Source organism: Aliirhizobium smilacinae, assembly GCF_006335145.1.
GTDB classification, from domain to species: Bacteria; Pseudomonadota; Alphaproteobacteria; order Rhizobiales; family Rhizobiaceae; genus Neorhizobium; species Neorhizobium smilacinae.
Window position 1 is genome coordinate 739,198 of sequence record NZ_VDMN01000002.1, and the last position, 19,774, is coordinate 758,971.

The window sequence follows — 19,774 nt, forward strand, 5'->3', positions numbered from 1 at the left end:
CGTATGGCAAGTTTCTTTATCGATCGGCCTATCTTTGCCTGGGTCGTGGCGATTTTCATCATGCTGGCCGGTGTGCTCGCCATTCCGATGCTGCCGGTTGCGCAGTATCCGAACGTTGCGCCGCCTCAGATCACGATTTCCACCAGCTATCCGGGTGCGTCACCGGAAAATATCTATCAGAGCGTCACGCGTCCGATCGAGGACGAGTTGAACGGCGTTCCCGGCCTCATCTATTTCGAATCCACGTCGGAATCGTCAGGTCGCATATCGATCAACGTCACCTTCGCACCCGGTACGAATATCGGTGAGGCACAGGTCGAGGTTCAGAACCGTATCGCCCGTGCCGAACCGAGGCTGCCCCAGACGGTGACGTCGCAGGGCGTTCGCGTCGAGCGTGCCGGCACGTCCTTCCTGATGGTTGTGTCGCTGACATCGACCGATGGCAATACCGATGCGATCGGCCTCGGCGACTATATGCAGCGCAACGTGATCGGCGAAATCCGTCGCGTCGAGGGCGTCGGCAGTGCCCAGCTTTTCGCGACGCAGCGTTCCATGCGTATCTGGATGGATCCAGACAAGATGGTCGGCCTCAGCCTGACTTCTTCGGATGTCGTCAGCGCCATCTCGGCTCAGAACGCCCAGGTTGCCGGTGGACGCATTGGAGCCACGCCGAACCCGATCGGTCAGCAGATCTCCGCAACGATCAACGTCGAAGGACAGCTGACTTCGCCGGAGCAGTTCGGTGCGATCGTGTTGCGTGCCAATCCGGACGGTTCATCCGTGCGACTTCGCGACGTTGCGCGTATTGAAGTGGGCGGAGAAAGCTACAATTTCTCCAGCCGCCTGAACGGGCAGCCGAGTGCCGCCATCGGTGTCCAGCTGTCGCCGACCGGCAATGCGCTTGCGACGTCTGAAGGCGTCAAGGCAGTCATGGAGGAACTGGCCCAATATTTCCCGGCCGGTGTTAAGTATGAAATTCCCTACGACACGAGCCCGTTTGTGGCGGTGTCGATCGAGAAGGTCATCCATACGCTGATCGAGGCGATGATCCTCGTCTTCGTGGTGATGTTCGTATTCCTGCAGAACATCCGCTACACCGTGATTCCGGCGCTGGTCGTCCCGGTCGCGCTGCTCGGCACCTGTGCGGTCATGTACGCATCCGGCTTCTCGATCAACGTCTTGACCATGTTTGCCATGGTGCTTGCGATCGGTATCCTTGTCGATGATGCGATCGTCGTCGTCGAGAACGTCGAACGCATCATGGCGGAAGAGAAGTTGTCGCCGAAGGACGCGACCCGCAAGGCGATGGGCCAGATTTCCGGGGCCATCATCGGCATCACGCTGGTTCTGACCGCCGTGTTCGTTCCGATGGCCTTTTTCCCCGGTGCGGTCGGCATCATCTATCAGCAGTTCTCGCTGACCATGGTCGTCTCGATCCTGTTTTCGGGCTTCCTCGCGCTGTCGCTGACACCGGCGCTCTGCGCTTCGTTCCTGAAGCCGATCAAAGAGGGGCATCACGAGAAGAAGGGTTTCTTCGGGCTCTTCAATCGCGGTTTCAACAAGGCATCGCACGGTTATTCCAGCACGGTCGGTGGCATCATCAAGCGGTCCGGCCGCTTCATGATCATCTATCTCGCACTGGTTGCCGGTCTCGGATGGGCTTACGTCCAGCTGCCGTCTTCGTTCCTGCCGAACGAAGACCAAGGCTTCCTGATCGTCGACGTCCAGGCGCCGGCGGAAGCCAGTACCGACCGTACGATCGAAGTCATCTCGCAGATCGAAAAGATCGCAATGGCGGAAAAAGCGGTGGATCGCATCATTGCCATCAACGGCTTCTCGTTCTCGGGCTCGGGTCAGAATGCCGGCCTCGCTTTCATCACCCTGAAGGACTGGAGCGAACGCGGACCGGAAGATTCGGCCGCAGCACTCGCACAGCGTATCAACGGCAAGATCTTCGGCATTCGCGATGCGATCGCATTCTCGCTGTCGCCGCCGCCTATCCAGGGCCTCGGCAACTCGTCCGGCTTCACGTTCCGCCTGCAGGATCGCGCCGGTCTGGGGCAGACGGCATTGGCGGCCGCTCGTGACCAATTGATGGCCGAAGCACGCAAGAGCCCGATCCTTGCTGGATTGCGTATTGAAGGAATGCCGGATGCAGCGCAGGTAAACCTGCTGATCGATCGCGAGAAGGCCAACACGTTCGGCGTGACCTTCAGCGACATCAACTCGACCATCACTGCCAATCTCGGCTCAACCTATGTCAACGACTTCCCGAATGCCGGGCGCATGCAGCGCGTCACGGTGCAGGCAGACGGCAATCAACGTATGCAGACGGCCGATCTGCTGAAGCTGAACGTTCGAAATGCCAGCGGTGGCATGGTTCCGATGTCCTCCTTCGCGACGGTCGATTGGATGCGTGGTCCGGCGCAGGTGGTCGGTTACAACGGTTATCCGTCGATCCGTATCGCCGGACAGGCCGGTCCGGGCTATTCGTCCGGTGATGCGATTGCGGAAATGCAGCGTCTCGCGGCTCAGCTTCCCAATGGTTTCGGTTATGAATGGACCGGACAGTCGTTGCAGGAAATCCAGTCGGGTTCGCAGGCGCCGGCGCTGATCGCGCTCAGCATTCTGTTCGTCTTCCTGCTTCTGGCGGCGCTTTACGAAAGCTGGTCGATCCCGATCTCGGTCATCCTTGTCGTGCCGCTCGGTGTCATAGGCTGCGTGGCTGCAGTGATGATACGCGACATGCCCAACGACGTGTACTTCCTCGTAGGCCTGATTGCGATCGTCGGTCTTTCGGCAAAGAACGCCATCCTGATCATCGAGTTTGCCAAGGACCTGCGCGCCGAAGGAAAGACCACCTACGAGGCGACCGTGGAAGCTGCCCATCTCCGCTTCCGCCCGATCCTGATGACGTCCATGGCGTTCACCCTCGGCGTCGTGCCGATGGCGATTGCAACGGGTGCCAGCGCGGCCAGCCAGAACGCCATCGGCACCGGTGTTCTCGGTGGCATGATTTCAGCCACCATTCTCGCGATCTTCTTCGTGCCGGCCTTCTTCATGTTCGTCATGAGATTGTTCAGCAAAAAGACCCGAGCCGAGCCGATGGGCGGCAAATACGAAGCCAAGAACGGCTCGTCGGAGCATTGAATTGTCGTCCCCGGGGCCCCAAGGGGTTCCGGGGACGACCGCCAGCTTAGCCCGAGAGCGTGGAGTGCTCGGGCGTGATGGAAAGGAGGAGGGATGAGACGGACCAAGGCCGAGGCTGCCGAGACGCGGTGCTCTATCCTTTGCGCGGCTGAGCAGCTTTTTTTCGAAAAGGGTGTCGCCAACAGTGCGCTCGATGAGATTGCCGCAACCGCTGGCGTAACCCGCGGGGCGATCTACTGGCACTTTGCCAGCAAGAGCGACCTTTTCCTCGAACTCTACAACGCCGCCCAGCTTCCGCGGGTCAATATGGCGGATGTCGATGGTATCGAGACCGATGACGGTGATGCGTTCCAGACAATCGAGAAAATGGCTTGTGACTGGTTGAAGGAACTGGCTTCGGACCGGCACCGCCAGCGCCTTCTTTCTATTCTGCTCAGGACCAATTTTACCGAGGAATTTCAGCCTGTCATGATTGAGCTTGAGAAGCTCGATCAGGAACACACCCTGCACATGGAGACCATTCTCACCAGAGCCCAAGGCAACGGAGGTCTAGCGGAAACGTGGACGCCGCAATCTGCCAGCAAGGCTTTCAAGTGGCTTATGAAGGGGATGTGCTGGGACTGGCTTCTGTTCGGTCAGAAATTCGATCTGGCCGAAGATGGGGCTGACAGGATCAGGCGATTGCTCGCCAGTTTTCGCAAGCTGCCCGATCCGTCATAGTATCGTCGCGGGACGGAAACCTGATCACGCTGGCCGCGGCGCCGGAGAGGGACGGTTCTTTGTCCTCGGGCGCTGATGGGGCGGGCGAGGCGGCATGAGGATGGCATTACCGCCAGTTCGGGCCGGCTCCCTGGCCATTCAGCAACCAGGCGACGCTGACCTGCAGCACGCCGGCCATCATGTCGAGACGATTGGAGCGCGGCTCGTCACGGTCGTTTTCCCAGGCCGACCATGTGCCGGGCTCGACGCCGAGGATCTGCGCGGCTTCTTCAACGGATATGTCGCGAGCATCGCGGGCGAGAGATATCCGCCCGCCCAGGGTATCGTCGATACCGTAGACAGGTTCGAGTTTTCGATTGCTCATCAAGGTGTCTCCCTTTGTAGGCAAGGTGGCCGCTTTGGATAAAAGCGGCCACTTTCGTTTCAGAGATTAACCCTTGTCACCGACCCAGGTCTTGACCTGGTCCGGGTGGTCCTTGATGTATTTTTCGATCGCCGCATCGTAGGATGTTTCCTGCGCATTGAACATCGCAGCCTCGAGATCATCAATCGGCAGCTTCATGCGCGAAAGGAAGCCGGCCACTTTCGGGTTCTCTTCCCCAAAGCCCTTGGTCGCGAGAATGTTCACATGTTCGGCTTCGCCGAGCGAGTTCTTCGGGTCAGCAAGGTAGCGCAGCTTGTGCTTGCCGAACATCCAGTGCGGGCTCCAGGAGGTGGCGACGAACCACTTTTCACTCCGCTCCGCGCGATCAACGGTCGTCAACATGCCGGCTTCACTGGAAATCTGCAGCTTGTAGCCGTCAAGAGCGTAATCCTTCACGGCCTTCTCCGAAAGACGCGTCAGGCCGGCACCCGGATCGATACCCTGGATGGTGCCCGAGAGCTTTTCCTGCACTTCCGGCTTCTTGAGGTCTTCGATCGAGGCGATCTCGCTTTCCGGAATGTAGTCCGGAACGATCCAGCCGAGCTTGGCGCCATCATAAACGGTGCCGAGCGTCTCGACGCGATTCTTCACCTTGTCGAAATAGTCGGCATGCGTTGCCGGCAGCCAGTTCATCATCATCACGTCGACATCACCGCGGCTGACGCCCTGGTAGAGCGGAGCCACGTCCGTCTGCACTAGCTCGACCTTGCCGCCGAGTTCATCGGTAATCAGCTTGGCGGCGAGCTTGGTGACGAATTCGGCGTCGGACCAGGCGGACCAGCCGATCTTCACCGGCTTGGCATCCTGCGCCATCGTCGGCAGGGCCGAACCGGCAACGAGTGCGGCCGCGAGGCCAAGCGTGGCACCAAGGGTGGCACGGCGTGTAAGGCCGGCGATCGAGAAAGTTTTCAGCATGTGTTCTCCTTACGGGAGGTTTGTGATCGCGGGTTCAGCACCCGCATGGTTCGGCGTAGGAAAGGCTCAGGCGGTTGCCGTCGCCATCTCCTCGCGCTCGGTCTTCTTGAAAAACACGGACCAGAATGCGGCGCGGGGCTTTCCGAGGGATTGGGTGAGACGATCGAGGATGACCGCCAGGATCACGACGGCGAGGCCGCCTTCGAAACCGGTGCCTACGTCAAGACGCTGGATGCCGGTCAGAACCGTGTTGCCGATGCCGCCGGCGCCGATCATCGAGGCGATCACCACCATCGACAGCGACAGCATGATCGTCTGGTTGATGCCGGCCATGATCGAGGGCATGGCGTTGGGCAGTTGCACCTTGAACAGCAGCTGCCTCGAGGTGCAGCCGAAGGCATTGCCGGCTTCGATGAATTCGGCATGCACTTGGCGAATGCCGAGATTGGTCAAGCGCACCACCGGCGGCATCGCGAAGATCACCGTTGCGATCGCACCGGGCACTGCGCCGAGGCCGAAGAACATGGCGGCTGGGATGAGATAGACGAAGGCCGGCATGGTCTGCATCAGGTCGAGGATCGGCCGCACGATCGCTGCAACGGTATCCTTGCGGGCCATGGCAATGCCAAGCGGCAGGCCGATGAGGATTGCCATCAAGGTCGAGGCAATGACCAGCGACAGCGTCTCCATCATGGCACCCCAAAGTCCCATCTGGTGGACGAGCCAGAGTGCTGCGCCGGTAAGTACGCCGAAGCTGAAACTGACGCGCCACAGCGAGAGCGCGACGAAGATGGCGATGCCGACCGGCATCGGAATGGCGACGAGCGCATTCTGAATGTTGCCGGTCACGAAGCCGATTACGGCGGCGATGGCATCGAGGACAGGGGAAAAATTGTCCAAAACGTAATTGACGGCGGCGTCGACGCCGTTACCGATATCGAAGTTCATAATCTGTCTCCGGTGGTTGGCCGGTTATAGGGAGAGCTGGAGATCAGCTGGCGCGGTCGAGCGTTTCGAGCAGCATCGATTTGCTGATGGAGCCGAGATAGCGCTTGCTGTCGTCAACAACGGGCACGGGCCATGGGCTGGCGGCGACCTTGCCAAGCACGTTCGACAAAGGCTCGTCGGCCGGGATCGGCTCGATCTCCGACAGGAAGGCGCCGCGATAGGGATCGGCCGCCTTGGCCCGCATCTTCTCCAGAAGCGAGGTCTGGCTGACCATGCCGTGATAAGTCTTGTCGCGGCCGAGGATGATGGCGTATTCGCGGTCGAAATGCTTCATCCGCTCCAATGCCGCCGCAGCGGTCGTGCCCTGGCGTTCGATGATGGTAATCTGGGTCTTGCGTGCAACGTCGCCGGCCTTGAAGACCTGAGAAACATCGACATTGCGGAAGAAAGACCGGACGTAGTCATTTGCCGGGCTCATGACGATTTCATCGGGTGTGCCGACCTGGATTACATTGCCGTTCTGCATGATGCAGATGCGGTCGCCGATGCGCATCGCCTCGTCGAGATCATGGCTGACGAAAACGATCGTGCGGCTTTGCTCCGCCTGAAGACGAACAAGTTCATCCTGCATCTCGGTGCGGATCAGCGGGTCGAGAGCGGAGAACGCTTCGTCCATCAGAAGAATGGTCGGTTCGCTGGCAAGCGCACGGGCAAGTCCGACGCGCTGTTTCATGCCGCCGGACAGCTGATCGGGCATGCTGTCGGCATATCCGTCCAGACCGACGGCGCTGAGTGCCGCGAGTGCTTTTGCCTTGCGTTCAGCCTCACTGATGCCGGCGACTTCGAGACCGAAGGCGGCGTTGTTGAGCACCGTGCGATTGGGCAGAAGCGCAAAGGACTGGAACACCATGCTGATGTCGCGGCGGCGGACTTCGATAAGTTCGCGGCGTGATATTTTGGTAATGTCGCGACCGTCGATTTCGATCGAGCCTGCGGTCGGTTCGATCAGACGGTTGAGAAGGCGAAGAAGAGTGGATTTGCCGGAGCCCGAAAGGCCCATGATGACGAAGATTTCGCCGGCCTTGATTTCGAAGCTGGCGTTGTTGACGCCGACCGAACAGCCGGTCTGGGCGTGAATTTCCGATTTCGTTTTTCCGGCGCGGACCATATCCAGGGCCTTGTCGGGCCGTTCGCCGAATATCTTGTATACGTTGTTTAGACTGATCTTGGTCGAAGCCGGCTGAGCCGACGCGTCATTTTCAGTTGCAAAAGCCATTCAATCTTGGGCCGCGCTCGATAGCGCCGGCATTCTCCTTTTGTGACGTCCTCAAGAACAACATCCGAACTGGTCGGCGTTGAAGGATATCAAAACACTAAAAGGCGGCGAAAAAGTATCGCCGCCGCGGATCGGGTCTGCAGCCAAATCTCTCGATGCATCAGGAAGGCTGCGAGAAACATGTGGATCGGACCAATCGAGATCTCCACGAAGGAATACGTTCGACCGGCCGAGTACAGCTCAAAAGGTAGGTAGGGGCAGCCGATATGTCCATAAAAAAACACAATTGTATTAGCATCGCGCGGCAAAGCACCCGCTTTGCTTTGCCTCTATCTTCATAGATCGCAGGGGGTTTGGCGCGAAAATGAGCGCTCTGAATTTCGAGTTCACGAAGCCGTGAACTTGTGCTTGGCACCCTCTTGGTCGCATGGCCAAGGATGATCGACGCGACTAAGGGGGTACCGTGACGCCCACGAAAATGAGCCCATGCTTATTTTGTAGGCGTGCCATTCGCTTGACACTCTTTTGAGCGCTGCCTACAGAATTGACCCAATGATAATGAGGGGATTTCGTCCATGACATACGACTTCAAACTGTCTCGCCGCACGTTGATCGCATCCGCCGCAGCAGTCGGCGCCAGCGCCTTCATTCCGGCTGCACGCGCGGCTGCGCCGCTCAAGGTTGCCGGTATCCACGGTTCTCCGGTCGAAAATGCCTGGAACTCGGTGCTGCATGCAGCGCTTCAGCAGGCGGCCAAGGAAGGCGTGATCGAATATGTCTTCTCCGAAGGCGTTTCCGGCACCGATTACGGCCGCGCCATGCGCGAATATGCCGAACAGGGCAACAAGCTGATCATCGGCGAAGCTTATGCGGTTGAAAGCGAAGCCCGCGAAGTGGCCGGCGAATATCCGGAGACAGCCTTCGTTCTCGGCTCGAGCGGCAAGCAGGCCGGTGACAATTTCGGCGTGTTCGGCACCTGGAACCATGACGGCGCCTATCTCGCCGGCATGCTGGCCGGCAAGATGACCAAGAGCAACACGGTCGGTGCCGTCGGCGCCATGCCGATCCCGGAAGTCAACATGCTGATCAACGCGTTCGGTGAAGGCGTCAAGGCCGTCAACCCGGATGCCAAGCTGCTCGTTTCCTTCATCGGTACCTTCTTCGACCCGCCGAAGGCCCGCGAGGCAGGTCTTGCCCAGATCGATGCCGGCGCTGACATCCTGTTCGGTGAACGCATCGGCACGGCCGATGCCGCCAAGGAACGTGGCATTAAGGCCGTCGGTTCGCTGATCGACTATACGCCGCGCTACCCGGACACCGTATTCGCCAACGCGCTTTGGGGTTTCCGCCCGATCCTCAATGCGGCGATCGCCGACGTTGCGGCCGGCAAGCCGGTCGGCAAGGATTACACGGCCTATGGTCTTCTGAAAGAGGGCGGCAGCGATATCGTCTACAAGAAGGGCGTTGCGTCGGCCGATGCGGAATCCGCAATGGAAGCCAAGCGCGCTGAAATCAAGGCCGGCACGTTCGAAGTGCCGCGCAACATGAACGAACCGAAGTAAGCGCAACAGATGCAGGCCGACGCGACAGCTCTTGCCGAAGCGATCGGCCGCGGACAGATGACGGCGCGGCAGGCGATGGAGAGATCGCTTGCCGCTGCTGAAAAATATCAGGCGCTCGGCGCTCTATGTTATCTCGATGCCGAACTGGGATTAGCATCGGCAGATGCGTTTGACGCGCTGCCGGTAGATCAGCGGAAGTCGATGCCCTTCGGTGGCGTGCCGACGCTTGCCAAGGATCTCGGTGGTCCCTTCCAAGGGTTTCCGGTCGGCGCCGGGTCGAAATCCCTTCCAAGGCAGGATGGAACGGCCGATTCCGACCTTGCCGTCCGTTTCCGTAACGCCGGACTTTGCCTGTTCGGGATCACCACGACACCGGAATTCGGGCTTTCGCTGGCGAGTGAACCGGCGATCGGGCCGATCTCGCGCAACCCGCTCGATCCAAATCTGATGTCTGGCGGTTCCTCGGGCGGTGCGGCTGCCGCGGTTGCGGCCGGTATCGTTTCGATTGCCCATGCCACCGATGCCGGCGGTTCGATACGTGTGCCTGCCGCCTGCTGCGGTCTGGTGGGGCTGAAACCCGGTCGCGGCGCGATGGCGGCCGGGCCGCTGTTTACCAATCATCTCGGCGGCATCGCCAGCGAACTTGCCGTTTGTCGCTCGGTGCGCGATGCGGAACTGGCCTTTTCCATCCTTTCCGGTTCTGCCAGCGGCCCTTATCCGCCGGTCGAGCAGGCGCCAGCACCCGCTGGAAAAATGCGGATTGGCCTGCTGACCGATCTAGGCCCCGCGTTTCCCATCGATCCGCTTCGCGCCGGCGCCGTGGAAGACGCGGCGCGCGTTCTTGAGGCGCAGGGGCATGAGATCATCCCGCTCGCATGGGACGACATAAGCGCAATCGTCGAGGCAGCGGGGAGGGCGTTTCGCGATGTGATTGCCATCAATCTTGCGAGCCTTGCAAAAGTACCGGATATCGATGCCTCGTTGTGGGAGCCGATGACACAGGCGGTTGCCGAAGAAGGTGGCCGATTGAGCGGCGTCCAGGTCTGGGATCTGGTGCAGGCGATGGTCTATGTCAGCCGCGATCTTTGGGCGCTGTTCGATCGTTTCGACGTGTTGCTGACGCCGATGCTGACCTCGGCGCCGAGGCCGATCGGCTCGTTCCCGACCGATCATCGCGATACCGACCTGCATTTTGCACGCATGGGCTCGTTTGCGCCGCTGGCGGCACTGGCCAACATATCGGGTTTCCCGGCGATCACCCTGCCTTTCGGCGTGGATAAAACCGGGCTGCCCTTGCCGGTGCAGATCATTGCCCCTATGGGGCAGGAGGCTCTGCTTCTAGCGCTCGCCGCAAGGCTGGAGCGCGAAGAGCGCTGGTCGCACCGTTTTCCCATTGCAGGCCTTGGATGATGACTGAGACCGTTCTCGACATTTCGAACGTCAGCAAGCGTTTTGGCGACAATCTCGCCAATGACGATATTTCGCTGTCGCTGGCGAAAGGCGAGATCGTTGCGCTCCTGGGCGAAAACGGCGCCGGCAAGACGACGCTGATGAGCATCCTGTTCGGCCATTACGTGCCGGATACCGGCTCAGTTTCGGTGATGGGCGAGGCGTTGCCGCCGGGAAAACCGCGCGCGGCGATCCGCGCCGGGATCGGCATGGTGCATCAGCATTTTTCGCTGGCGCCGAACCTCACCGTGCTCGAAAACGTCATGACCGGCACGGAAAACCTCTGGTCCCTCGGCTCGAATGTCTCTGCCGGGCGCAAGAAGCTTGTCGAGATCTCGCAGCGTTTCGGCCTCAAGGTCGATCCGGATGCCCGCCTCGGTGATCTGTCCGTCGGCGAACAGCAGCGCGTGGAAATCCTGAAAGCGCTTTATAACGATGCGCGCATTCTGGTTCTCGACGAACCGACGGCGGTTTTGACCAAGCTGGAAGCCGAGACGCTGTTTTCAACGCTGAAGGATATGGCCGCCCAGGGCCTGTCGCTGATCTTCATTTCCCACAAGCTCGACGAGGTGATGGCGACCGCCGACCGGATCGTCGTGCTGCGCGGTGGCAAGCTGGTGGCCGAGCGCCGGGCGGGCGATACCAGCAAGGCGGAACTGGCCGAGCTTATGGTCGGCCGCAAGGTGACGCGCCCGTTGCGCGAAGCCTCTACCCCCGGCGAGATCGTGCTGGAAGCAGCCGGCGTGACCGTCCGTTCCGGTGGCGTGGATCGCCTGAAAGCCGTCGATTTTCGCCTGCGGGCCGGGGAAGTTCTGGGCATTATCGGCGTATCCGGCAATGGCCAGGCGGTGCTGGCGCAATTGCTCAGCGGTACGATCGGCCGGACAGCCGGCGATCTCGTCCTGTTCGGCAAGGGCGTCGGTGACCTGACCGTGGCGGATGCCGTAGCGAATGGCATCGGCCGTATTCCCGAGGATCGCAACCGTGACGGGGCGATCGGCGAGATGGCGATCTGGGAAAATGCCGTGCTGGAACGGCTGCCGGAATTTTCCAAGGCCGGGCTGGTCGATCGCAAGGCGGGCATCGGCTTTGCGCAAAAGATCATCGATGGTTTTGACGTGCGCGGGGGAACGCCGACCAGCCGTATACGGCTCCTGTCGGGCGGCAACATGCAGAAGCTGATCCTTGGCCGAAACCTGATCGAACACCCGAAAATCCTGCTTGCTGCCCAGCCGGCACGTGGTCTGGACGAGGGTGCGGTAGCGGCCGTGCATGAACGTATTCTTGAGGCGCGCAGGGCGGGGACGGCGGTGCTTTTGATCTCCGAAGATCTCGATGAGGTGATGGCGCTGGCCGATCGCATTCAGGCGATTGTCGGTGGCCGGCTGTCGCCCTCCGTCAATGCAGAGGACGTCGATGCGCAGAGGCTCGGCCTGATGATGGCCGGGGAATGGGAGGACACGACCCATGCGGTTTGAGAGGCGTGAACATCGCTCGACGCTGCTGGTGATCGCGACACCAATTCTGGCTGTAGTCGCAGCCCTTGCCATTGCCGGCGTGCTGATAGCGCTTGCCGGTGCGCCGGTCTTCCAGGCCTATTGGAAAATCCTGACCAGCGCCTTCGGATCGCGCTTGTCTGCGACCGAGACTCTGACGCGCGCCTCGCCGCTGATCCTGACCGGCCTTGCCGCAGCCGTCGCTTTCCGGGCGCGGCTGTGGAATATTGGCGGCGAGGGGCAGTTCTATCTCGGCGCCATCGCGGCGTCTGCTGCAAGTGTGCATCTGTTCGCGGGCCTGCCGTCGCTTTTGCAAATCCCGCTGCTTTTCGCCGTCGGCGCAGTCGCCGGGATGGTTCTGCTGCTGGTGCCGCTGTCGTTGCGTCTGCGCTTCTCGGTCGATGAAGTGGTGACGACGCTGCTTCTGAATTTTGTCGCACTTCTGTTCGTCTCGATGCTGATCGACGGCGTGTTGAAGGATCCGGCCGCCTTCGGCTGGCCGCAATCGGAAGCGGTGGATGCCGCCGCCCGGTTGCCCAAGCTGCTGGCCCGCTCGCGGCTGCATATCGGACTTGGCATTGCCGTGGTGATCGCCTTTCTCATTTATTTCGTCCAGACGCGCACCGTCTTCGGTGTTCAGTCGCGGGCGGCCGGCCTCAACCCATCCGGGGCTGTCTTTGCAGGCGTGCCGCTCGGCCGCACTCTGGTGATCGTCGCGATGATCTCGGGTGGTCTGGCGGGCCTTGCCGGCACGATCGAGGTTCTGGGCGTCAAGGGATACGTGACGACCGATCTTTCGCCCGGTTACGGTTATTCCGGCATCGTTGTTGCCATGCTGGCCAACCTCAATCCGCTTGGTGTGGTGCTGGCGGCGCTATTTACGGCCACGATGTTCGTCGGTGCCGACGGCATGAGCCGCAGCATGGGCATTCCGACCTATATTGCCGATGTGACGGTGGCCTTGTCGCTTCTCTCCATGCTGGTCGCGGTCTTCTTCACGCAATACAGGATACGCCGATGAGCGCGCTTTTCGATATCCTCGCTTCCGCCGGCCTCTGGGCTGCCGTGCTGCGTATCGCGACGCCTCTCATTCTCGGCACCATCGGTGCGCTTTTGTCCGAGCGCGCCGGCGTGCTGAACCTCGGCATCGAAGGCATCATGACTTTCGGCGCAATGGTCGGATGGCTGACCGTCTATAACGGTGCCGATCTCTGGGTGGGCGTATTGGCGGCGGCTCTCGGTGGAGCGATGTTCGGCCTTTTGCATTCCGCGCTGACCGTGACGCTCGGTCTCTCGCAACATGTGTCCGGCCTCGGCGTGACGCTGTTCGCCTCAAGCTTCGCCTACTACGTCTTCCGGCTGATGGTGCCGGTTGCCGGCACGCCGCCGACGATCACGCCGTTTCAGCCGCTCGATATTCCCGGCCTGTCCTCGCTTCCCTTTTTCGGCCCCGCCTTTTTCAACCAGACGGCGCCGACCTATCTGGCGATCGGGCTTGCCATCGCGCTTGCCTATGTGATCGCCCGCACGCCGGTCGGGCTGGCGATCCGCATGACCGGCGAAAACCCGCATGCGGCAGAGGCGCAGGGCGTCAATCCGATGGCGGTTCGTTACGGCGCAGTCATCGCCGGAAGCGCGCTGATGGGCGTCGGCGGCGCGTTCCTGACGCTTTCGGCCTTCAACAGCTTCTTTCCGACCATGGTTCAGGGCCGCGGCTGGATCTGCATCGCGCTAGTCGTTTTCGCGTCATGGAGGCCGGAGCGGGCGCTGCTCGGCGCGATCCTGTTTGCGCTGTTCGATGCCTTCCAGTTGCGTTTGCAAACGGTTCTGAACGGTGTCGTGCCCTACCAGATTTTCCTGATGATTCCCTATCTTCTGTCCATCGTCGCACTGGCTGTCATGGCACGGCGTGCCCGTGTGCCGCAGGCGCTGATGCAGCCATACCGGCGCGGCGAGCGCTGACATTTTATTCCGAGGAGCCTTCCATGTTTGATCTCATCATCAAAAATGCCAACCTGCCGGATGGCCGCAAGGGCATCGATATCGCGGTTTCGGCCGGCAAGATCGCCGCGATCGAAGCCAATATCGCAGGCGAGGCGCGGGAAACCATCGATGCGACGAACCGGTTGGTAAGCACCTCCTTCATCGATCCGCATTTCCACATGGATGCCACACTGTCGCTCGGCTTGCCGCGGATGAACGTCTCCGGCACATTGCTGGAAGGTATTGCGCTGTGGGGCGAGTTGCGTCCGCAGCTGACGAAGGAAGCGCTGGTCGAACGCGCGCTCGCCTATTGCGATCTCGCTGTGTCCCAGGGGCTTCTGCATATCCGCACCCATGTCGATACGTCCGATCCGCGGCTGGTGACGGCGGAAGCGATGCTGGAAGTGAAGGAGCGCGTTGCGCCCTATATCGACCTGCAGCTGGTCGCCTTCCCGCAGGACGGATATTATCGCGCGGCCGACGGCGTAAAATCTCTGGAGCGGGCGCTCGACATGGGCGTCGATATCGTCGGCGGCATTCCGCATTTCGAGCGGACCATGCAGGATGGTGCGGCCTCCGTAGAAGCGCTCTGCCGCATCGCCGCCGATCGCGGCCTGCCGGTCGACATGCATTGCGACGAAACCGACGACCCGATGTCGCGCCATATCGAGACCCTGTCTGCCCAGACGGTCCGTTTCGGCCTGCAGGGACGCGTTGCCGGTTCGCACCTAACCTCGATGCATTCGATGGACAATTATTATGTCTCGAAGCTGATCACGCTGATGGCGGAAGCGCAGATCAACGTCATTCCTAACCCGCTGATCAACATCATGCTGCAGGGCCGCCACGACACCTATCCGAAGCGGCGCGGCATGACCCGTGTGCGTGAGTTGATGTCAGCCGGCCTCAACGTCTCCTTCGGCCATGACTGCGTTATGGACCCGTGGTACTCGATGGGCTCGGGCGACATGCTGGAAGTCGGCCATATGGCCATCCATGTGGCGCAGATGTCTGGTGTCGAGGACAAGAAGAAGATTTTTGACGCCTTGACGGTGAATTCGGCAAAGACGATGGGGCTTGAAAATTACGGCCTGTCGGTCGGCTGCAATGCCGACCTCCTGATGCTACAGGCGGAAGACGTGCTGGAAGCATTGCGGCTGAAGCCGACGCGGCTTGCGGTCATCCGGCGCGGCAAGGTGATCGCCCGCACGGAGCCGAAGATCTCGCATCTCGTGCTGGATGGCCGGCCGGGCCAGATCGACGCCGGCCGCAACCCCACGACGCGGGGCTGAAATCAGGTGGGTTGCAGCGCTGCCGCCTGGCGGCGCAAAAGCATCCCGAACAGGTCGCGCGGTTCGTCCGGATCTGCGACCAGATCGAGTTTTTCGAACCGGGTGCTCCCCTTCAGCTTGTCATAGACGTACCGAAGCGCTGAAAAATCTTCCGTTGCGAAACCGACGCTGTCGAACAGGGTGATTTCTCGCGCGTCTTGCCGACCGTCAGTTCGGCCGGTGATGACCTGCCAAAGTTCGGTCACCGGATGATTGGGGTCGAGCTGCTGGATCTCGCCCTCGACGCGGGTCTGCGGCGGATATTCGACGAAGATCGACGAGCGCTTGAGGATATCCCGGTGAAGTTCCGTCTTGCCGGGGCAATCGCCGCCGACGGCGTTGATATGGACGCCGGGGCCGATCATGTTGTCGGAGAGGATCGTGGCATTCTGCTTGTCGGCGGTGGCGGTGGTGATGATCTCGGCACCTTCGACCGCTTCTTCGGCGCTGCGACAGGCGGTGATGTTCAGGCCAACCTGCGAGAGGTTGCGGCGGCACCGGTCGGTTGCGTCAGGATCGATGTCGTAGAGCCTCAGGTTCTCGATGCCGAGCAGCGACTTGAAGGCCAGCGCCTGAAACTCGCTCTGGGCACCGTTGCCGATCAATGCCATGGTCCTTGCACCCTTGGGCGCCAGATGCCTTGCCGCGACGGCGGATGTGGCCGCGGTCCTGAGCGCGGTCAGGATCGTCATTTCCGACAGAAGCAGGGGGTAGCCGCTATCGACATCCGACAATACGCCGAAGGCGGTCACTGTCTGGCGACCGCTCCTCGCGTTTTTCGGATGCCCGTTGACGTATTTGAAGGCGTAGAGCGTGCCGTCGCTCGCCGGCATCAGCTCGATTACCCCGTCACGGGAATGCGAGGCGATGCGCGCGACCTTGTCGAACAGCTCCCAACGACGAAAGTCCTCCTCCACATAGGCGGCGAGTTCGGTCAAAAAGGTCTCGGTGCCGGTGGAGAGCACCAGATCCATCATGTTCTCGACACTGATGAAGGGGACGATGTTGAGATTCTGTTCAGCCGGCATCAATAGCTCCTTGTCGGTCGGTCGAGGACCTTGCGGCCCATCAGGCTTGCAGTGAGATCGACGAGAAGCGTGGCGGTGCGGCCGCGCTCGTCGAGGAAGGGGTTGAGCTCGACGAGATCAAGGCTGGTGACCAGCCCGCTGTCATGCAGCATTTCCATCACCAGATGCGCTTCGCGGAAGGTGGCGCCGCCCGGAACGGTGGTGCCGACGGCCGGCGCGACCGACGGGTCGAGGAAATCGACATCGAGGCTGACATGCAGCAGGCCGTTTGCCGCTTCGACACGCTCGATGAAACGGCGCAGCAGCACGGCGACGCCATGTTCGTCGATCGTGCGCATGTCATGCACGGTGACTGCGTTTTCCTTCAACGCATCCCGCTCGGCCGGATCGACGCTGCGGATGCCGATCATGCAGACATTGGCCGGATCGACCGGATGGGAAAGCGGCGGCAGGTAACCGTCGAAACCCGGACGGCCGGTGTAATAGGCGGCCGGCAGGCCGTGAAGATTGCCGCTTGTGGTCGAATCGAGCGTGTGGAAATCGGTATGCGCGTCGAGCCACAGCACGAAAAGCGGGCGTCCGGTTTCGGATGCGCGCCGGGCAATGCCGGCAACGGTACCGGCAGACAGCGCATGATCGCCGCCCATGAAGATCGGCATGCCTTGCCCGCTTTCGCGATAGGCGACCTCGGTCAGAAGTTTTGTCCAGGCGGCAATCTGAGGCAGGTTGCGCACGGCGGCATTCGGATGGGTGACATCCGGCAGATCACTGATCACGACATTGCCGATATCGGTGACCTCGTGGCCGAGGCCCTCGAGTGCACCCTTGAGGTCGGCGACACGAAACGCGCTCGGTCCCATTTCGCAACCAAGCTGCGATGCGCCGTCTTGAAGAGGGATGCCGATAAGTCTGCAATGCATATTGTTACTCCATTTGCTTGAAAAAGATCATGGGTTCATGGCGAAATGAACAGACCTATTTGCCAAATTTGATGAAATGGCTTTTCATTTTGGCAGCATGATTTATCAATCTGTCCATGGATGAATTCGACCACAAGCTGGTGACGCTTTTGCGTCACGACGCGCGCCGCAGCATATCCGATCTTGCGGCCGATCTCGGCACATCGCGAGCGACGGTCCGTGCGCGGATGGAAAAGCTGGAGCGGAGCGGCAATATTCTCGGTTATACGGTGATCCTGAGGGCGGATGCCGTGGAACTTCCGGTGCGCGGCATCATGATGGTTGAGATCGAAGGTAGGGTAGCCGACCGGGTGATCCAGACACTTGGCGGGTTTCCGGAGGTCTCCGAAATCCATACGACGAACGGCCGCTGGGATCTTGTCGTGGAACTGGGAACCCAGACGCTTGCCGATTTCGACAATGTGCTGCGCCGTATCCGGCTTGTACAGGGCATCACCGCCAGCGAAACGAACCTGCTTCTGGCGACCCCGCGCAGCACAAGGGCGCGGCTCTGAGCATTTTCGTGTCAGACCTTTCGGGTCTGCCGTTGACGGCCACAATCGACACGCTTAGTCCTTGCGCCCTGCAATTTGATTTTCTTCAAGTCGAGACACCCTTCATGAACTTTATCAGACCGGATATTAGCGCCCGTGCCGCGGCAGCACCTCGCAGCGGTATTGGCGAAATCGTCGCCTATGCGCGAGGTCGCGAAAACCTGATGCCGCTCTGGATCGGCGAAGGCGATCTGCCGACGCCGGATTTCATCACAAAGGTGGCCGGAGAGGCGCTTGCCGCCGGCGAGACCTTCTATACCTGGACACAAGGGATACCCGAGCTTCGCCAGGCGATCCTGCGTTATTATCAGCGCCACTACGCCACCAGCCTTTCGGTCGATAATATCTATGTCACCGGATCGGGCATGCAGTCGATCGTGCTGGCGCTTCAGGCTTCGGTCTCGGCCGGCGACGAAATCCTCTATTTCTCGCCGTCATGGCCGAATGCGATGAATGCTGCCCTTGTGGCTGAGGTGACACCGAAGCCCGTCCTCCTCGATTTCATCGACGGACAATGGAAGATCGATATCGATCGTCTGGCATCTGCGATCACCCCAAAGACCAAGGCGCTCTTCATCAATTCGCCATCCAACCCGACCGGCTGGACGGCAACGAAGGACGATCTGGCCGCCGTGCTCGATCTCGCTCGTAAACATGGCCTATGGATCATCGCCGACGAAATCTACGGCCTCTATTATTTCGATGGCGCCCGCGCGCCGTCCTTCATGGACGTGATGGAGCCGGAAGACCGGATCATCTTTGCCCAGTCGTTTTCGAAGAACTGGTGCATGACCGGCTGGCGGGTCGGCTGGATGGTGGCGCCCGCCGAAATCGGCCAGACGCTGACCAATCTCATCCAGTATTCCACCTCCGGTGTGGCGCAATTCATGCAGAAGGGCGCGATTGCGGCTCTCGATTACGGCGACGATTTCATCCGCACCAATATCGAGCGGGCGCGAACCTCGCGCGACATTCTCTGTGACGCGCTGGTGGCGACTAACCGGGTCGAGACCGGAAGGCCGCCCGGCGCGCTTTATGCTTTCCTCAAGATTGACGGCGTCACCGATGCGCGGGCTGAAGCCTTCAAGATCGTCGATGCGACGGGTGTCGGCCTGGCACCGGGTACTGCGTTCGGACCGGGTGGCCAGACGTTCCTGCGTGCCTGTTATCTGCGCGATCCGAAGCAGATCGAGGATGCGGCCGAGCGGCTGAGCAACTACATCCGCGCTCTGTAATGCAGCCTCAATTTTCGAGCCAACGGCGGCCGGAGGCGGTAAGGTGCGAATGCATCGCCGCCTGTGCCGCCAGCGGGTCGCGCGCTTCCAAAGCTGCCAGTATGGCGCGATGTTCCGTCAAGGCTGACGTCCAGCTTTCCGTTGTCTCGAAATGCCCGCGGATGCCGGCGGTCATCGGGCTGTGACGCTCGTCGAACAGGTTTTCGACGATTTCCACCAACAGCGTATTGCCGGTACTTTCGGCGATGATCAGGTGAAATGCCCGGTCTTGTTCCAGCGGTTTTCGCGCATGGGCAATATCGTCGGCCATCGCTTCAAGTGTCTCGCGCAGCTTGACCAGTGTTGCATCCGTGATGGCGGCGGCGGCCTGGACAATGATCGCGCTTTCGATCACCGCTCGCGCCTGCATCAATTCGGACGGGCTTTCCCCCAGCGACCTTCCGTTGCCGGCCGGTTTGGCCGTGTTCAGCACATAGATGCCCGATCCCATGCGGATCTCGATCGTACCGTCGATCTCCAGTGCGATCAGCGCCTCGCGCAGCGACGGGCGCGATACGCCGAGCTGCTGGGCAAGCTCCCGTTCGGCGGGCAGGCGGGCTCCCGCCTGATACTCGCCCTTGGCAATAAGCTGCCGGACGCGATCTGCGGTCTGTTGGTAGAGGCGTCGTGTATCCGTCATTGAGGTCAGGCCAATTGCGCATTTCGTAAGCATTCTGCCGGCAGTTGGCGTCAAATTTTGGCAAG

17 protein-coding genes are annotated in these 19,774 nt (G+C 60.7%); 10 read left to right on the top strand and 7 right to left on the bottom strand.

Annotated elements, in window-relative coordinates:
• Positions 1-3: 3 nt before the first annotated feature.
• A complete protein-coding gene (locus FHP24_RS14155; protein WP_139676825.1) occupies positions 4-3,150 on the top strand; it encodes an efflux RND transporter permease subunit in 3,147 nt (1,048 codons plus the stop codon).
• A 93-nt stretch (positions 3,151-3,243) separates the two neighbouring features.
• The gene (locus tag FHP24_RS14160; protein ID WP_139676826.1) at positions 3,244-3,870 is read left to right on the top strand and encodes a TetR family transcriptional regulator; all 627 of its coding nucleotides are present in this window, start codon (positions 3,244-3,246) and stop codon (positions 3,868-3,870) included.
• Between the two features lie 106 nt (positions 3,871-3,976).
• Here the strand turns inward: FHP24_RS14160 and FHP24_RS14165 are convergent, their stop codons facing one another.
• From FHP24_RS14165 to proV, 4 genes are all read right to left on the bottom strand, one after another.
• A complete protein-coding gene (locus FHP24_RS14165; RefSeq protein WP_139676827.1) occupies positions 3,977-4,234 on the bottom strand; it encodes a helix-turn-helix domain-containing protein in 258 nt (85 codons plus the stop codon).
• Positions 4,235-4,300: 66 nt separating this feature from the next.
• The gene (locus FHP24_RS14170; protein ID WP_180356009.1) at positions 4,301-5,107 is read right to left on the bottom strand and encodes a glycine betaine ABC transporter substrate-binding protein; all 807 of its coding nucleotides are present in this window, start codon (positions 5,105-5,107) and stop codon (positions 4,301-4,303) included.
• Positions 5,108-5,275: 168 nt separating this feature from the next.
• A complete protein-coding gene (locus FHP24_RS14175) occupies positions 5,276-6,157 on the bottom strand; it encodes an ABC transporter permease (RefSeq protein ID WP_139676829.1) in 882 nt (293 codons plus the stop codon).
• A 43-nt stretch (positions 6,158-6,200) separates the two neighbouring features.
• Complete coding sequence (proV, locus tag FHP24_RS14180) at positions 6,201-7,433, bottom strand: glycine betaine/L-proline ABC transporter ATP-binding protein ProV (RefSeq protein ID WP_139676830.1); 1,233 nt, start codon at positions 7,431-7,433, stop codon at positions 6,201-6,203.
• 575 nt (positions 7,434-8,008) lie between these two features.
• Between proV and FHP24_RS14185 the strand changes: the two genes are divergently transcribed.
• From FHP24_RS14185 to FHP24_RS14210, 6 genes are read left to right on the top strand one after another with little or no spacing between them, the layout of a single operon-like run.
• Positions 8,009-8,995 (top strand): BMP family protein, encoded by a 987-nt coding sequence (locus FHP24_RS14185; protein ID WP_139676831.1) that lies wholly within the window; start codon positions 8,009-8,011, stop codon positions 8,993-8,995.
• A gap of 9 nt (positions 8,996-9,004) precedes the next feature.
• Positions 9,005-10,405 (top strand): amidase, encoded by a 1,401-nt coding sequence (locus FHP24_RS14190; RefSeq protein ID WP_139676832.1) that lies wholly within the window; start codon positions 9,005-9,007, stop codon positions 10,403-10,405.
• Entirely contained in the window at positions 10,405-11,922 is a 1,518-nt protein-coding gene (locus FHP24_RS14195; RefSeq protein WP_139676984.1) for an ABC transporter ATP-binding protein, read from the top strand. Before FHP24_RS14190 ends, FHP24_RS14195 begins: the two co-directional genes overlap by 1 nt.
• Positions 11,912-12,961, top strand: a complete 1,050-nt coding sequence (locus FHP24_RS14200) for an ABC transporter permease (RefSeq protein ID WP_139676833.1) — start codon at positions 11,912-11,914, stop codon at positions 12,959-12,961. The genes FHP24_RS14195 and FHP24_RS14200 overlap by 11 nt, the downstream gene beginning before the upstream one ends.
• Positions 12,958-13,902, top strand: coding sequence for an ABC transporter permease (locus tag FHP24_RS14205; RefSeq protein ID WP_139676834.1), 945 nt, complete (start codon positions 12,958-12,960; stop codon positions 13,900-13,902). The genes FHP24_RS14200 and FHP24_RS14205 overlap by 4 nt, the downstream gene beginning before the upstream one ends.
• A 23-nt stretch (positions 13,903-13,925) precedes the next feature.
• A complete protein-coding gene (locus FHP24_RS14210; protein ID WP_139676835.1) occupies positions 13,926-15,215 on the top strand; it encodes an amidohydrolase family protein in 1,290 nt (429 codons plus the stop codon).
• 2 nt (positions 15,216-15,217) lie between these two features.
• Here FHP24_RS14210 and FHP24_RS14215 read toward each other — a convergent pair whose 3' ends face one another.
• Together FHP24_RS14215 and rocF are read right to left on the bottom strand one after the other, a co-directional pair.
• Entirely contained in the window at positions 15,218-16,282 is a 1,065-nt protein-coding gene (locus FHP24_RS14215; protein ID WP_139676836.1) for an ornithine cyclodeaminase, read from the bottom strand.
• Positions 16,282-17,202, bottom strand: a complete 921-nt coding sequence (gene rocF / locus FHP24_RS14220) for an arginase (protein ID WP_139676837.1) — start codon at positions 17,200-17,202, stop codon at positions 16,282-16,284. The genes FHP24_RS14215 and rocF overlap by 1 nt, the downstream gene beginning before the upstream one ends.
• Before the next feature lie 116 nt (positions 17,203-17,318).
• Between rocF and FHP24_RS14225 the strand changes: the two genes are divergently transcribed.
• Complete coding sequence (locus tag FHP24_RS14225) at positions 17,319-17,756, top strand: Lrp/AsnC family transcriptional regulator (protein WP_139676838.1); 438 nt, start codon at positions 17,319-17,321, stop codon at positions 17,754-17,756.
• Between the two features lie 104 nt (positions 17,757-17,860).
• Positions 17,861-19,030: a pyridoxal phosphate-dependent aminotransferase gene (locus tag FHP24_RS14230; protein ID WP_139676839.1), complete on the top strand. Its 1,170-nt coding sequence runs from the start codon at positions 17,861-17,863 to the stop codon at positions 19,028-19,030.
• Positions 19,031-19,037: 7 nt separating this feature from the next.
• On the opposite strand, the gene FHP24_RS14235 is transcribed toward FHP24_RS14230, so the two are convergent.
• Positions 19,038-19,709, bottom strand: coding sequence for a FadR/GntR family transcriptional regulator (locus FHP24_RS14235; RefSeq protein WP_139676840.1), 672 nt, complete (start codon positions 19,707-19,709; stop codon positions 19,038-19,040).
• Positions 19,710-19,774 lie beyond the last annotated feature (65 nt).